This window comes from Mobiluncus sp. (assembly GCF_985070215.1).
Genome location: NZ_CFKZQR010000045.1, coordinates 1 through 16,413, shown reverse-complemented (window position 1 = coordinate 16,413; position 16,413 = coordinate 1). Strand labels below are relative to the sequence as shown.

11 protein-coding genes are annotated in these 16,413 nt (G+C 57.7%); 9 read left to right on the top strand and 2 right to left on the bottom strand.

Annotation, left to right across the window (positions count from 1 at the left end; all coding sequences use genetic code 11):
* The first annotated feature begins 454 nt into the window (after positions 1–454).
* The 9 genes from AC5LBQ_RS08230 (at position 455) to AC5LBQ_RS08190 (ending at position 12,879) form a co-directional block, all read left to right on the top strand.
* On the top strand, positions 455–2,059 hold the full coding sequence (locus AC5LBQ_RS08230; RefSeq protein WP_493265176.1) for a peptide ABC transporter substrate-binding protein: 1,605 nt from the start codon (positions 455–457) through the stop codon (positions 2,057–2,059).
* Positions 2,060–2,229: 170 nt separating this feature from the next.
* Complete coding sequence (locus AC5LBQ_RS08225) at positions 2,230–3,156, top strand: ABC transporter permease (RefSeq protein ID WP_297346645.1); 927 nt, start codon at positions 2,230–2,232, stop codon at positions 3,154–3,156.
* A gap of 10 nt (positions 3,157–3,166) precedes the next feature.
* Positions 3,167–4,135, top strand: coding sequence for an ABC transporter permease (locus tag AC5LBQ_RS08220; protein ID WP_297346644.1), 969 nt, complete (start codon positions 3,167–3,169; stop codon positions 4,133–4,135).
* Positions 4,136–4,137: 2 nt separating this feature from the next.
* On the top strand, positions 4,138–5,979 hold the full coding sequence (locus tag AC5LBQ_RS08215) for a dipeptide ABC transporter ATP-binding protein (protein ID WP_493265175.1): 1,842 nt from the start codon (positions 4,138–4,140) through the stop codon (positions 5,977–5,979).
* A gap of 56 nt (positions 5,980–6,035) precedes the next feature.
* Entirely contained in the window at positions 6,036–7,955 is a 1,920-nt protein-coding gene (gene typA, locus AC5LBQ_RS08210) for a translational GTPase TypA (protein ID WP_321075422.1), read from the top strand.
* 107 nt (positions 7,956–8,062) lie between these two features.
* Positions 8,063–9,889, top strand: coding sequence for a VanW family protein (locus tag AC5LBQ_RS08205; RefSeq protein WP_493265174.1), 1,827 nt, complete (start codon positions 8,063–8,065; stop codon positions 9,887–9,889).
* A 39-nt stretch (positions 9,890–9,928) separates the two neighbouring features.
* Positions 9,929–10,252 carry a ferredoxin gene (fdxA, locus tag AC5LBQ_RS08200; RefSeq protein ID WP_282920975.1) on the top strand — a complete coding sequence of 108 codons (324 nt, stop codon included), beginning with the start codon at positions 9,929–9,931 and terminating at the stop codon, positions 10,250–10,252.
* 255 nt (positions 10,253–10,507) lie between these two features.
* Positions 10,508–11,812, top strand: coding sequence for a citrate synthase (locus AC5LBQ_RS08195; protein WP_307742369.1), 1,305 nt, complete (start codon positions 10,508–10,510; stop codon positions 11,810–11,812).
* A gap of 104 nt (positions 11,813–11,916) precedes the next feature.
* Positions 11,917–12,879: a DapH/DapD/GlmU-related protein gene (locus AC5LBQ_RS08190; protein WP_493265173.1), complete on the top strand. Its 963-nt coding sequence runs from the start codon at positions 11,917–11,919 to the stop codon at positions 12,877–12,879.
* A gap of 125 nt (positions 12,880–13,004) precedes the next feature.
* On the opposite strand, the gene AC5LBQ_RS08185 is transcribed toward AC5LBQ_RS08190, so the two are convergent.
* Positions 13,005–14,456, bottom strand: a complete 1,452-nt coding sequence (locus AC5LBQ_RS08185) for a cell wall-binding repeat-containing protein (protein WP_493265172.1) — start codon at positions 14,454–14,456, stop codon at positions 13,005–13,007.
* Positions 14,457–14,531: 75 nt separating this feature from the next.
* Complete coding sequence (locus AC5LBQ_RS08180; RefSeq protein ID WP_493265171.1) at positions 14,532–16,046, bottom strand: DNA repair protein RadA; 1,515 nt, start codon at positions 16,044–16,046, stop codon at positions 14,532–14,534.
* Between the last annotated feature and the right edge of the window lie 367 nt (positions 16,047–16,413).

The following is a 16,413-nucleotide window of genomic DNA, read 5'->3' as shown; positions in this document are numbered from 1 at the left end:
GGGTAGCTGCCAATAATGGCAGCTACCCGGCTATTCTCCCCCTATAAACCACGTGCACTCCGAAACTCACCAAGAAACCGCCGACCAACTCCCCGGGGGCCCGGCTCCGAAAGCCCAATTTCCAAAAAATCCCAAATAAAACCTATTTAAACGTTCCGGTATGCCATATATGGCACACCGACCCATTTAAATAGGTTTAACGCACTATCGGGCGAAGCAGAGCCGGATCAGAGCTGAATCAAAGCCGCACCAGAGCCGCCTCAAAGGTAAAAGATGGGTATGTTTTTAGTTATATTTAGGTTTTGCTTGTAAACTAGCCTCGTGCCACAAAAGTGGTATTACCCGAAAGTTCGGCGATGGCGCTGATGGCGCCAAGCTGAGGATATCTTTGGAGGCTAACCTCGTGAAGAAGCAACTAACTGCCATCGCTGCTGCGGCAGCCCTGGCATTGACGATGACTGCTTGCGCATCCGGCTCAAATGGCGGGGATGCTGAAGGCAAAACTGGTGCCAATGCGGTAATTGTGGGTAATGATTCCGAACCCCAGAACCCGCTGATTCCAGCCAACACTAACGAAACCGGTGGCGGCTTGATTCTGGATCACATTTTCGCTGGTCTGGAATACTACGATGTCAAAGGCAACCCTCAGATGGAAGTTGCTGAATCTATCAAGTCTGACGACAACCAGAACTGGACCATTAAAATCAAGGGCGATACCAAGTTCTCGGATGGCACTCCGGTGACTTCCAAGTCTTTCGTGGACGCCTGGAACCAGTCTGTGAAGCAAAGCATGCTCAACGCCAGCTTCTTTGAGTCCATTCAGGGCTATGACGAAGCGCTGAAAGTTGCGGAAGCCGCCATTGAAGCTGACAAAGAGAATGGGGTTGGCGACATGGATATGAGCGGCCTGAAGGTAGTGGATGACACCACCTTCACCGTGGCTTTGAACCAGCCGGAATCTGACTTCCCGCTGCGTTTAGGCTACTCGGCGTTCTATCCGCTACCGGAAGCCGGTATCGGCGACCGAGCCAAGGTAAAGGCCTACGGTGCAAACCCCATTACCAACGGTCCCTACCTGGTGAAAAAGGATTCCTGGAAGCACAACGAACAAATTGAGCTGATCCCGAACCCGGACTACAAGGGTGACCGCATGCCGAAGATCGGCGGGGTGACTTTCAAGTTCTACTCCACCCAGGATGCGGCTTACAACGATTTGCAGTCGGGCGCTTTGGACGTGTTGGACGCTATTCCGGACTCCGCGTTCGGAACCTACCAGGATGAGTTGGGCGACCGCTCCGTCAACGAGCCTTCCGCTATCTTCCAGTCCTTCACCTTCCCGAAGTCTGACGCCCGTTTCCAGGGCGAGGCCGGAGCCTTGCGCTTGCAGGCTATCTCGATGGCGATTAACCGTGCAGAGATTTGCAAGACCATCTTCCAGGGCACTCGTACCCCCGCTACCGACTTCGTCGCCCCGGTTATCCCCGGTCACAACGATTCGCTGAAGGGTAACGAGGTACTGAAGTACAACCCAGAAAAGGCCAAGGAACTGTGGAAGCAGGCTGACGCGATTGCACCGTGGACTGGCGATTTGCAACTGGCATACAACTCTGATGGTGGACACCAGGCCTGGGTTGATGCTGTTATGAACTCCATTAAGAACACTTTGGGTATTGAAGCCAAGGGTGCTCCTTACCCCGACTTTAAGTCCATTCGTAACGAAGTCACCAACCGCACCATTAAGACGGCGTTCCGTACCGGTTGGCAGGCGGACTACCCCTCGCCTTACAACTTCCTCGGCCCGCTCTATAGCACCGGTGGTTCTTCCAATGACGGCGATTACTCCAACCCTGATTTCGACAATCTGCTCAAGCAGGCTCTGAACACCACTGATCAGAAGGAAGCCTTTAAGATTTACGATCAGGCTCAGGAAATCTTGATGAAGGATTTGCCGACGATTCCGCTGTGGTACTCCAACGTCAACGGTGGTTGGGCAGAGGGCGTGCAGGGCGTCCAGTTCGACTGGCACTCCAAGCCGCTGTACTTCGACATCACCAAGTAATTTGGCGATAATTTGAGCTTGACTTGACGCGTCGAAAGACCGCCATAAAAGCCTGAAAATTGAACGACTGCGGCCTGGGTGGGAAATATCACTCCCAGGCCGCAGTTACGTTTCCACTACCTTATCGGGGTAGAATCATTGGGTTATTTCGATTTTGACAAGGAGGCGCCGTGGGACGATATCTCGGCCGCAGGCTCCTGCAGATTATTCCGGTGATGTTGGGGGCTACTCTGCTCATCTACGCGCTGGTGTTCCTGATGCCAGGTGATCCGATTCAAGCCTTGGGCGGCGATCGTGGTTTGAGCGAGGCCGCCGCTGCCGCTATGCGCCGGCGTTACCATCTGGATCAGCCATTCATCATTCAATATCTGCTCTATCTGAAAGGCATCTTTACCCTGGACTTCGGGCTGACATTCTCAGGGCGGGAAGTTACCGAGGTTATGGCTTCGGCTTTCCCCGTGACGATTAAGTTGGCTCTGATGGCTTTGGCGTTCGAGGCAATCTTTGGGATTGTTTTTGGGACGATTGCGGGTCTGAAGCGCGGGGGCGTGTTTGATGCCACGGTTTTGGTGGTTTCGCTTTTCGTCATCGCCGTGCCGACCTTCGTCATCGGTTTCGTGATGCAGTTCTTTATAGGGGTGAAGCTGGGGTGGTTGCCCACTACCGTTGGCGGGGATACCTCATTCGAAAGGCTGCTGATGCCTGCCATCGTGTTGGGAGCGGTGTCCTTCGCGTATGTGCTGCGTTTGACCCGCCAATCTGTGTCCGAGACTGTGTCCGCGGACCATGTGCGTACCGCTTATGCCAAGGGCCTGCGTCCCGGACGAGTCATTCGGGTGCATATCCTGCGTAACTCGCTGATTCCGGTCGCGACATTCCTGGGGGCTGACCTAGGGGGATTGATGGGCGGTGCCATCGTGACCGAAGGTATTTTTGCTATCAACGGTGTTGGTGGCAACATCTACCAGGCCATCATCAAAGGTGAACCTGCCACAGTCGTATCCTTTACCACCGTGCTGGTGATGGTCTACATTTTGGCGAACTTAATCGTTGACCTGATGTACGCCCTTCTGGATCCGCGGATTCGCTATGAGTAAGGAGGGGGAAATGGCAAACGAAAACGAGAGCACTGTGGAAACGAAAACTTTGCCCGGACAGTCCCACTACGTTTCAGAAATCGACGAAACCGGTCTGGGGGCGGTAGACGCCGTAGCTGATGACCGCGCTCCCTCCTCCATGTGGGGAGAGGCGTGGAAGTACCTGCGCAAACGTCCCCTGTTCTGGGTGGCGGCTGCCATTATTTTGTTCGCTATCATGCTGGCGGCTTTTCCCAGCCTGTTCACCAGCGTGGATCCGAAGTTTTGCGAGTTAAAGAACTCTTACGGTCAGCCCAGTGCCGGACACCCGTTCGGATTCGACCGTCAGGGCTGCGACATTATGGCGCGAACCGTTTACGGGGCACGTGCTTCTGTGATTGTGGGAATCCTCACCACCGTGGTGGTGGTGCTGATTGGTGGCACATTCGGGACACTGGCTGGTTACTTTGGAGGCTGGCTCGACTCGATTTTGTCGCGTATTACAGACATTATTTTCGCGGTGCCGTTCTTGCTGGCGGGTATCGTCGTGATGCAGATGTTCCGCGAAAACCGCACCATCTTTACCGTGGTATTAGTGTTGGCGGTGTTCGGCTGGCCGCAAATAGCGCGAATTACCCGCGGGGCCGTGATGCAAACCAAGACTGAAGAATTCGTCAACGCCGCCAAGGCCCTGGGCGAGAGCAAGATTCGTATTATTTTGCGCCACATTGTTCCCAACGCGACCGCTCCGATGATTGTTTACGCCACCGTGGCTCTGGGGACGTTCATCGTTTCAGAAGCGACCCTGTCCTTCCTGGGGGTGGGCTTGCCTTCCGATGTGGTCAGCTGGGGTGGGGATATTTCGCGTGCCCAATCAGCGCTGCGTCAAAATCCCTCCGTCCTGTTCTATCCGGCTGGCGCCCTGGCCATGACCGTTTTGAGCTTCATCATGATGGGTGACGTGGTCCGCGATGCCCTCGATCCGAAAGCGAGGAAGTAACGTTGAGCGACACTACAAATAACCTCAGCGAGGCAGCTGCAGAAGCTTCTGGAATGCCGGTGGTAACTCAGGAACTGGAAGGTATCGATAAAGCGGCTACTGTCGCGGAGATGGAAGATACCCAAGACGAACTGATTCTGGGCTCGCAATCCTACGCGGCAGCGAAAGCCGGTCTGACTGTACCCTTGCTGGAAGTCATCGATTTGGAGGTTGCTTTCCAATCCTCCACCGGTATGGTTCCCGCCGTGCGCAAGGCAAACTTCTGTGTCTATCCCGGTCAGACCATCGCTATTGTGGGCGAGTCCGGTTCGGGGAAGTCTACGGCGGCGGCTGCCATTATCGGGTTGCTCCCCGGTACGGGCAAAGTCGTGGGCGGCAAAATCTTGTTCCAAGGTCACGACATCACCAAGTTGGGGCGGCGCCAATATGTTGATTTGCGCGGTTCGCATGTCGGCATGGTGCCCCAAGACCCCATGTCAAACCTGAACCCGGTGTGGAAAATCGGTTTCCAGGTGCGCGAAGCGCTCCGGGCTAACGGTAAAGCTAAAGGTCAAGAGAATGACCGGGTGGTGGAACTGCTGGAGGAAGCGGGACTTCCTGACGCGAAACGGCGCGCGAAGCAATATCCGCACGAGTTTTCCGGCGGGATGCGCCAACGCGCCCTCATCGCGATTGGCTTGGCTGCTGATCCGCGGCTGTTGATTGCCGACGAACCGACTTCCGCCCTGGACGTCACGGTGCAGCTGCGTATCCTCGATCACCTGCAGAACCAGACGCAGGAGCGCGGTACCTCGGTACTGTTTATCACTCACGACTTGGGTCTGGCGGCGGAACGCGCCTCGCACCTGGTCGTCATGCACCGGGGGCGTGTGGTGGAATCCGGTCCGGCTCTGGACATCTTGAAACAGCCGCAGCACCCTTACACGAAGCGCCTGGTCAGCGCTGCACCGTCCTTGGCTTCACACCGTATCCAAGCAGCCAAGCAACGCGGCGAAGTCTCTGACGAGCTGCTGACTTTCGGAGCCAGCCGCGAGGAATATACCGAAGAAATCATTCGGGTCGAAAACTTGACCAAGATTTTTGACGTGCGCGGGGCAAAGGGCACGGCTAAAAAGCTCAAGGCAGTCGATGATGTGTCTTTTGGTCTGCGCAAAGGCACGACGTTGGCGCTGGTGGGCGAATCCGGTTCCGGGAAATCCACGGTGGCGAACATCATCTTAAACCTGCTGGATCCCACTTCGGGCAAGGTTTATTACGAAGGCACTGACCTGTCTACCCTGAACAAACGCGAACTGTTCGATATGCGGGCGAAAATGCAGGTAGTGTTCCAGAACCCCTACGGCTCGCTCGATCCCATGTTCAGCGTCTACCGCTGTATCGAGGAACCGCTGCTGGTACATCGCAAGGGCGACCGGAAGGCTCGTGAGGAGCGTGTGGCTCAGCTGTTGGATGCGGTAGCCCTGCCGCGTTCGGCGATGCGCCGCTACCCCGGGGAGCTATCCGGCGGTCAGCGTCAGCGCGTCGCGATTGCCCGAGCGTTGGCGTTGCGTCCCGAGATTATCGTTTTGGACGAGGCCGTTTCCGCCCTGGACGTGTTGGTGCAGGAACAGATCTTGCAGCTGTTGGCTGAGATTCAGCACCGGGAACATATCAGTTACCTGTTCATCACCCACGACTTAGCAGTGGTGCGTCAGATGGCTGATGACGTGGTGGTGATGCAGGAGGGTCGGGTTATGGAAACCGGTTTGACTGACGAAATCTTTGACCACCCGGCCGAGGCTTACACCAGAGATTTGATTGACGCGATTCCCGGCGCCAAGATTCCGTTGTTCACCGGCGAGTAAGCGGCGTTACAATAGGGCGTTGTTTTTAGAAAACCGGTAACTACAGAAAAGGGTTTATGGCACAGCGTCAAGATATCCGAAATGTCGCCATCGTCGCGCACGTCGACCACGGGAAAACGACCCTGGTCGACGCCATGTTGAAACAGGCTCACGCCGAGGGACTCCGGGCGGACGGCCCGGAACGGGTCATGGATTCGGGCGACCTGGAGCGCGAAAAAGGCATCACCATCCTGGCAAAGAACACGGCGGTCAAGTATTCCGGTCCGGCAGCCGTGGATAGCGGGTGTCCCCAGGGCGTCACCATCAACGTGGTGGATACTCCCGGTCACGCCGATTTTGGCGGGGAGGTCGAGCGCGGTCTGTCGATGGTAGACGGGGTGGTACTGCTGGTGGACGCGTCAGAAGGTCCCCTGCCCCAGACTCGTTTCGTGTTGCGCAAGGCGTTGGCGGCGCGACTGCCGGTCGTGTTGGTTATTAATAAGGTCGACCGCCCCGATGCGCGTATCGACGAAGTCGTTTCCGAAGCGACCGACCTGTTGCTGACGCTGGCCACTGACTTGGAAGCCAGCGGGGAACTCGGTGAGGACGGTCTGGACCTTGATCAGCTGCTGGACCTGCCGATTATCTACGCTTCGGCAAAGGTCGGGGCGGCGTCTCTGACGAATCCCGGCAACGGCAATGTTCCTGATGGCGACCTGGAATGCCTGTTTGAAGCCATTTTGCAGCATATTCCCGGACCCACCTACGATCCGGAGGCGCCGCTACAGGCGCACGTCACGAACCTCGACGCGTCTCAATTCCTGGGCCGCCTGGCGCTGCTGCGGATTCACAACGGAACCATCCGGCAAGGTCAGACAGTCGGTTGGGCTCGCCAGGACGGCATGGTGGAAACTGTGAAGATTACCCAGCTGCTGGCCACGCACGGCCTGGAACGGGTCCCTGCCGAGTCGGCAAAGTACGGGGATATTGTCGCGGTGGCCGGCATCGAGGACATCACCATCGGCGAGTCCCTAGTTGACGTGGACGACCCGCGTCCCCTCCCGCTGATTCGGGTGGACGAGCCAGCGATTTCCATGATGATTGGCATCAATACTTCCCCGTTTGCCGGGCGGGTGAAAGATGCAAAAGTTACCGCACGCCAGGTCAAGGATCGTTTGGAGCGGGAACTGGTAGGTAACGTGTCCCTGCGGATTGTGGATATCGGGCGCCCGGATGCCTGGGAGGTGCAGGGCCGCGGCGAGCTGGCTTTGGCAATCTTGGTCGAACAGATGCGCCGGGAAGGCTACGAAGTGACCGCCGGTAAACCGCAGGTCGTGACCAAGACAGAAAACGGCAAGCTGATGGAGCCGATGGAGGCCCTGACCGTGGACGTCCCGGAAGAACACTTGGGAACGGTGACGCAGCTACTGGCGGCACGTAAAGGTCAGATGAACACGATGACCAACCACGGAACCGGCTGGGTGCGTCTGGAATTTACCGTGCCGAGCCGCGGTTTGATTGGTTTTCGGACGCGGTTTTTGACCGAGACGCGCGGCACTGGGATTGCCTCCTCGGTCAGTTCCGGTTGGGCGCCGTGGCAAGGCGAGATCGAGGGGCGTGCGACCGGCTCGCTCATCGCGGACCGCGCCGGGAAAGCCAGCCCTTACGCCATGATTAAACTGCAGGAGCGCGGCAGCTTCATCATTCAGCCCGGCTCGCAGGTCTACGAAGGCCAGGTCGTGGGTGAGAACCCGCGCGGCGATGACATGATTGTCAACGTTACCAAGGAAAAACAGCAGACCAACATGCGTTCCTCCACCCAGGACGCTTTTGAAGGCCTGACCCCGCCGATGAACTTTACCCTAGAGGAAAGCCTGGAATTTGCCGGAAATGATGAATGTGTCGAGGTAACTCCTGAAGCTGTGCGGATTCGTAAGGTAATCTTAGATACGGAAACACGCTACAAAGATGCGGCGCGTCGCCGCCGCGAGCAGTAATTCGGCGGATGTACCAAGAGCGGATACCGCGGGGGGATTCGATGGGCAAACCAGACGTGAATAAAGGTGCGAGGCCAGGTGCCTCCCCTAAAGGGGCGCGTCCTGCCATGCCCCGTCCCGTTCCCCGGCCCGCTAGACCGGCAGGAAAAGCGCCGGGTGGGGCGCGGACTACCAACGCCACTGAAATGTTCCCCGGTTTTGCGCAGGACAAGAAACGCAGCGGCAAGTTTCCCGTGTTTATCGGCGCAGCCATTGGGGTTTTAGCTTTGACCTATGTGGGGGTGGCCGTAGCCGTGTCGGGCAGCATGCCCCGAGGGTCGTCAATCGCGGGGGTTTCTGTCGGGGGAATGACGCCCGATGCCGCCATTAAGAAGCTCGATTCCGATTTGGGGGACAAGCTGAAGCAGCCGTTCCCGGTGAAACTGGGCGCCAAGACGGCGAACGTTGATCCAGCTGTGGCGGGGCTGCAGCCCGATTTCCCCTCTTCCGTGCATGAGGTCGCCGATTTCTCCTTGAACCCAGTCAAGATAATTGCTCATATCGGTGGTGCTGGCGCGCTGGACCTGAAATCGAAGATTGATGAAAAAGCGCTTTATAAAGCCGTTTCCGCGGCGGCCGCGGATCTAAAGTCCGCGCCGCAGGAAGCTGATTTTAATTGTCAGGCGGGTCAGCTAAAGCCGGTCAAGCCCAGTCCGGGACGCGAGCTGAATCTGAAAGCCGCCACCGCCCTGCTGCAAACATCGTGGTGGAAGCAAGGGGCCCCCCTGAAACTTCCGGGCAAATCTAGTGCCCCGAAATCCACCCAGGCCCAGTTGGACGCCGCCACCGAGGGCGAGGCGAAAACCCTGATGAGCGCCCCGGTGAAGCTCAACGTCGGCGGGCAAAGCCTGGAAATTCCCACTGCTGAACTGTGTCAGGACGTCACTTGGTCTCTGCGCGGCGAGGAGCTGAAAGCTAGTTTTGACGGGGAGAAACTCAAGAAATTCACCTTGGGAAGCACCAAGGGCTTGGAAACCGAGCCGGTTAACGCTCGTTTCAGTTTTAGTTCCGGAACTCCCCAGGTGGTGGCATCCGTGGACGGAACCAAACTCGATCCGAAAGAATTGGCCGACCGGGTGACCTTGGGAGCAACTTCGACGGAAAACCGTGAGGTCAGTCTCGATTTGACCCCGATTCCTCCCCAGTTCTCCACCGATGACGCCAATAAAGCCGGAGTAAAAGAGATTATTGGGGAGTTTGCCACCCCGCTGACTGCCGACAGTGTACGGACCAGTAATCTGACCAGGGCGGCCCAGATTCTGACTGGGAAAATGTATCTCCCGAAACAGGACTTTTCCCTGGAACGTGACTTGGGGCCGTTGACGCCCGAGAATGGTTGGCGTGCTTCGGGGGTCTTTGAAAACGGTGTGCACACCACTGCCATCGGCGGTGGTTTGTCCCAGATGTGCGTCACAGCCTTGAATGCGGCTTGGTTCGCGGGAATGGATTTGATTGAGTTCAATCCTCATGGGGTTTACTTCACCCGCTATCCGGCCGGACGCGAATGCACCTTGTGGACCGGTTCCCTGGATTTGAAGTGGAAAAACCCGAATCCAACGGCTGTGGTGCTGCAGGGATGGACCGGCGGGGGTCAGCTGCATATGCGTATCTGGGGCACCAAGTACTACACCGTGGAGTCAACGCAAAGTCCGCGGACGAACTATGTGCAGCCGAAACAGACCATCAACAATTGGTCCAAGTGCGTGCCATCTGGGGCGGGTCAGCCCGGTTTTACCGTCAGCAACACGCGTACCCGCTACTTGGATGGGAAAAAGGTCGATTCCAAGACCTACACTCACACCTACGCGCCGGATAATGCGGTGGTGTGCGCGAAAGATTTGGCCGCACAAAAAGCTCGTGAAGCCGCAGCCGCGTCCCCAAGCACAGACGACTAGCCGACAGGCGAACCTGACGACACGGGGTAGGATAGATTCATGACATACGTGATAGCTCAACCCTGCGTGGACGTGAAAGACAAGGCTTGTGTCGACGAATGCCCGGTCGACTGCATTTATGAGGGCGAACGCACTCTGTACATCAACCCGCTGGAATGCGTGGATTGCGGAGCTTGCGAGCCGGTGTGCCCGCCGCAGGCAATCTATTACGAGGACGACTTGCCCGCGCCGTGGACGGACTTCTTGCGGGCCAATCGAGACTTTTTTGCTGATTTTGATAACCCGACCCCTGGCGGGGCCTCGGTGGTGGGCAAGGTCGACAAGGACGACCCGATGGTGGCCGCGCTGCCTCCCCAGGGTTGATTCCGGCACTGTGAGCGGTGCCTTTGTGAGGCTTGACTGAACGCTGAACGCCTCCTCAACGTACAGTACGGTGCAGAGCGAATCTGCACCGCCCCGGTGATTTTTATTTAAATTATTGACGCCAAAAACTATTGGACGAAACGCGGGTAACGGGAGTACTATAGTCCTAAGGACTTAAGTCCCAAAGTCCCCCAGCCTGGCAATGCTGCCGGACCAGCGCTTATATGAAAATAAAAATCATCGAGGAGGAATCTCATGGGTGAGAATAACGGAGAGTACTTTATTCAGTCTGACCAGAAGCGATTGGATACCCCTTTTCACCAGGCCACGCAAGGCAACAACGGTCTTGAAATCAACAAACTGTTGAGCAGTACTGGCAACGTCACTTTGGACTACGGTTTCGGTAATACCGCCAACTGCGAATCCAAGATTACCTACATTGACGGCGCTAACGGGGTGTTGCGTTACCGCGGCTACCCGATTGAGGAACTGGCTCGGGAATCCAGTTTCGTAGAGGTCGCCTACCTCTTGATTTATGGTGACCTGCCCGACGCGAAGTCCCTGGAAACCTTCACTCACAAAATCAAGCGTAACCGTCTGTTGCCCGAGGACTTTAAGGCGTTCTTTACGGCCTTTCCCTCGAATGGTCACCCCATGTCAATCCTGCAGGCGGGCGTTGCCGGTCTGGCGACCTACTACGAGGACACTCTGAACCCCCTCGAACCTGAACAGCTTGAAGAAGCCACGATTCAACTGCTGGCCAAGCTCTCCGTCATGGTCGCAACCATCGCGAAGCGCGCCGCCGGCCTGCCTCAGCTGTACCCGGACGCGTCTCGGGACTTGACCGAGGACTTTATCCGCATGTGTTTCGGGCTACCCTACCAGTCCTTTGATATTGATCCGGCGATGGTTCGTGCTTTGGACCGCCTGTTTATTCTGCACGCCGACCACGAACAGAACTGCTCGACCTCGACGGTGCGTTTTGTGGGCTCATCTCACGCGAACCTGTACACTTCGGTGGCTTCCGGGGTAGGCGCGTTGGCTGGTCCGCTGCACGGTGGGGCGAACGAGGCGGTGTTGCGCATGCTGATTCAGCTGCGAGATACGGATATGTCGGTTAAGACCTTCGTCGATAAGGTCAAGAATAAAGAGGACGGCATCAAGCTGATGGGCTTCGGCCACCGCGTATACAAGGCTTACGACCCGCGTGCCGCCATCGTGAAAGAATCCGCTCACGAAGTGTTGAGCCGTCTGGGCAAGGCCGACAAGCTGCTGGATCTGGCGCTGGAGCTGGAAGGTATCGCGTTGAGCGATGATTACTTCGTTTCCCGTAACTTGTACCCGAACGTGGACTTTTACACTGGCTTGATTTACCGTGCGATGGGCTTCCCGATGAAGATGTTTACCCCGTTGTTTGCGGTGGGCCGTCTGCCGGGCTGGATTGCCCAGTACCGCGAGATGATTGCCGATCCGGCGACCAAGATTGCTCGCCCGCGTCAGGTTTACATCGGCCACGCCGAGCGTCACTACGAGAATCTGCGTTCTCGGTCTGCCAAGTAATCGACTTTTACGTCTCCCTGCCCTGTCCGGTTGATCGCGCCGCCTGACGCGTCCCGACGCCGGTGGGCGAGACAACAGCGTTGACAACTAGAGAGAAGGAAAACATGGTTAAGAAAGTTTGGGGTGTGGGCCTGACGGCCGAAACTGAGAGCGGAAAGTCGCTGGACACTTGGTACCCTTACATTTATGAGGGCGAAGTGGACGAGGCGAAGGCAAAAGAACTGACCGCGAAGCTGGCGCACCTGGAGGGCAAGGACGATGCCCGCCTGATTATTAACAAGGTCATCACCGTGAGCGCCGATTTGGAGGACGATGTCCAAAGCGCTCCCGATGGCTACTTGCGTTTGCACGCCCTGTCGTGGCGGATGGTGAAACCCAACACCTTGAGTCTGGAAGGCTTGTTCGACAAGCTGAACCTGGTGGCGTGGACCAGCCGGGGGGCTTGTGATTACGAGGACTTTGAGGAAACCCGTCTGCGCCTGATGACCAAGTACGGCATCGGTGCCAACATCCGTTGCGTGGATCGGATTCCCCGGATGACCACCTACGTGACCCCGGACGGGGTGCGGATTGCCAATACCGAGAACGTGCGGTTGGGGGCTTATCTGCATCCGGGTACCGAGATTGGCTACACCGGGTTCGTGAACTATAACGCGGGAACCTTGGGCGCGGCCCGGATTGAGGGACGTTTGTCCCAGGGCGTGACCGTGGACGAAGGCACGACTCTGGCTGGTGGTGCCTCCACCGCGGGTACTTTGGCGGTGGGAGTTCACAAGCGGGTGTCCTTGGGTAAGGACTGCCACATGGGGGCGAACTCCGGTCTGGCGGTTCCGCTGGGAGACGACTGCGTTGTTGAAGGCAGTTTGTACTTGAACAGCGACACCAAGGTTTACTACATGCCTTCCGGCGGTGTTATGCCTGGTGATACCGGGTTCTTTATCGAGCCAAAGACGATGTTGGCTGAGGAACTGGCAGGGGTTTCCCATGCCGTGTTCCGCCGTAACTCCCAGACGGGCCGTGTCGAGGCCGTGTCCCGCGGCGGCACAGCTATCGAGTTCTCTGACTGAGAATCGGCCAATTTGGCGCTGTTTTGGGATTAATGCTTTTTGGGGCTGGCGTGTGCCAGCCCCAAAAAGTTTATTAAGTTAGAAAAACTTGGTCAAGTTAGGTGTTTTGCCTGTTCAGGAAGCCTTTACCGGCAGAACATCTGGGTCGCGTAGGACGAATTCGGCCCGTCGAACCACACCCCGATACCGGTGGTGGTGAAGCCGGCGTTCATCAGGTTCGCGAAATGCCCGGGCGAGTGAATCCAGTTGGTGACGTGCTTGCTGCCGCCCTGACCAGCAGGGAAGAAGCCCATGTGCCAGTCAATGTTTTCGCCTACTGCCATGCACTTCGAGCCGAGAATCGAGCGGATGCCGTTCGGGGCATTATTGGAATGCTCGAATTCGCCGGTTTGAGCCATATGCTGCGACCAGGCGCGGGCGAGGGCATCCATAGCGGGGTCGCGAGTCAGCGGAGCGATGCCGTCCTGGGCACGCCGGGCATTAATGCCGGCATGGATATCCGCTTCCTCCTGGGCGGCGGCTTGCTCCGCGGAACCGGCCGCATTACCTGGATTCTTTGGTTGCTGCGGTTGCTCTGGTTGAGCGGGCTGAGCCGGCTGAGCCGGCTGAGTGTATCCGGTGCCGCTGGCAATCATCTGCATGACCTGCGGATCCCAGATGCTACCGCCTAAGAAAATGGGAGAAGCCGCGTTATTTTGCACGTAACCAGCGGCGATATTCATTCCCGGATTCGGCATGGTGGAGGACAGGATGATGGGACCGTCCTGGAGCGCTCCCCCGGAAACAGAATCAGCCAACACATCACCGCGAGCCACGTAGAAGTTCCCCTTGTGACCGGGGAAAGCGTAGTTGGCGATAGCTAGGGAGGTGGCGTAGCGGTTCTCACCCTGCAAGCGGGCGGTGTCTGCCCCCTGGGCAACTTCGGCAAGCACCTCCGCGGACACGGCGCCCGGCCCGCCCAAGGCAGTGACTTTTTGAGCTCCAAGTGCCTTAATCGCATTAGCGGCGAAAGCGTTATTTCCGCTGGGATTGACCAAAATGACCGGGCCGTCCGTGAGAACCCCGCCAGCTACCGCATCGGGGGAGCCATCCCCGGCACCATTGGCGATATAAGCCACTTTGGCGCCGCTCGGGAAAGCAGCTGCGGCAATCTTAGCTGAAGTTTCATAGCGGTTAGCCCCGAAAATCCGGGCGGTCGGTTTATCCCCAGCCACTTGGGTCAAGGCTGCATCGGAAACTACGCCCGGCCCGCCCAAGGCAATGACTTTGCCGCTGACTTTCAAACTTGCTACATACTGGGTGGCAGCATCGTTGTTGCCGTGGGGATTGACCAGAACAATCGGGCCGCCCGGCAGGGATCCTGCCGAGAGAGCATCGGCTAAAACATCGCCGCGTGCCAGGTAAACATTTTCCGCTGAACTGGGGTAGGCGTGGCGAGAAATCGCTACGGAGGTTTCGTAGCGGTTAGTGCCCGCGAGCTGGTTGAAGCCCTCAGCGTTAGCGGCGGCGCAGGTGATGGTAGATGCTCCCGCCATAGCGAGGGCACATACCGTGACAATGAAATGTTTTCGGTTCATATCAGGTCCTTTCGGTAGTCGGGGTGTATTTATTGTGACATACCAGGCGTGCGAAAAGTTCCGTTTCGGTTTAACTCAGATTTCGTGGTCTGGAGGCGAGGCGGGGGCGCGGCGTAGGGCCAGGCTCATCGCTTCACGCAGGTTTGCGGCAGCTTGAATCTTGAATCCCCGCGGGGCCTGCAAACCTCCCGCAGCGGCGGCCGGCACAATAGCGCCAGTGAACCCCAGCCGAGCCGCCTCCGCTACCCGGCGAGACACCGAAGTGCAGGAACGGATTTCTCCGGTCAACGAGACTTCCCCGAAAGCCACCAGACCAGGGTCGATGACCTGGCCCGTCACCGCAGAGGCCGCCGCGAGCGCAACTGCCAAGTCCACTGCCGGCTCGACCGCTCTGGCTCCGCCAACTGTAGAGACGTAAGCGTCCAAAGTACCGAAAGGCAGTTTTAGTCGGGCTTGCAGGACAGCCAGCATCATGGCGGTGCGTGAGTAATCCAGACCGGAAACAGTGCGCCGCGGGGAACCGCCCGCAATGGGGGTGGCCAGGGCTTCTATCTCTATAGGCAGGGCGCGCCGACCTTCCAGCGACATGGTCACGCAGGCCCCGGGCACCGGCTCGGCCGTTTTGCTGAGGAACAGACCGCTGGGGTCCTCGATGCCTTCGATGCCGGATTCGACCATTTGAAAGAAACCGACCGCATCCGTAGGGCCGTAGCGGTTTTTCACAGCGCGCAACAGCCGTAGCTCTCCGGTTCGTTCGCCTTCAAACTGGCACACTACGTCCACCAGGTGTTCCAGGGTGCGTGGACCTGCCACCGCCCCGTCCTTGGTGACGTGCCCCACCAGGACCAGTGCCATGTGGCGGCTTTTGGCCGTGTCAATGAGCCGGGCTGCGACTTCACGAACCTGAGCCGGGCCGCCGATAGATGTGTCCATAGTGGGATCGGTCAAGGTCTGAATGGAATCGATGATGGTTAAAACCGGGCTGATTGTCTCGATTTGAGCCAGGGCTTGCGAGACCTGGGTTTCGGCTGCTAGGTAAAGGTTGTCCGCCACTCCACCGATACGTTTCGCCCGGGACAACACCGCTTCGGCGGTTTCTTCGCCGGTAAGGTACAGGACAGTTTTTCCTTCCGCATCCGCAGTGGCGGGATTCGGTGAATCGGGGGAAACCAAGCGTAGCCGGGAGTTCCCACCAGCGTCGGGCGAGGGCGAGACTGTGCCTTGGGCAATCTGGGCGGCGACCTCTAACAGTAGCGTTGACTTTCCGATTCCGGGCTCTCCAGCCAACAGGATGACCGCACCGGGTACGATACCGCCGCTGAGAACCCGGTCGAATTCGCCCACGCCGGTGGGGAGGCGTACGGCCCGCTCGGTGGAGTACTGGCCAATGGGTTTGGCCGGAGATGCCGGACGCCCGTAGCTGCCGGAACCGCGCACCGCGATTCCGGCACCCCCGCGGGCGGAGCTTTTCGCCAGGACCACGTTTTCTTCCAAGGTGCCCCACTGGCCGCAGCCGCGGCATTGACCAGCCCATTTGGGCCATTCCTCCCCGCAGTTGGAGCACACGTAAACCGTTTTTTCTTTCGCCATGACTCCATCGTCTCACAACCCCCGAATGCGAAAAATCGCGAGTTCGAAGCCCGAGCACCGCGCGATGAATCCCTATACCGGGGCTGTTTTGCACGAATGACCGATTTCACTCTGCTCAGTGCCGGCTCCGCAAAATTAGAATCGCACCTACCTGCAGGTTGAGAAAAAACGGGTCAGCAAAAACCCGGATTGTGGGTCGAGATCGGTCGTTCGTGCAACTGTTCCAAAAACCAAGGAAGTTTCACACCTAAACATGGCAGAAAATCCGGAGCATAGACACCGGAATTTAGGTGCGAGAATCAGAGGCTACTCGCTGGGTTGCGGATAAAGGTGGAGAATAGCCGGGTAGCTGCCAATAATGGCAGCT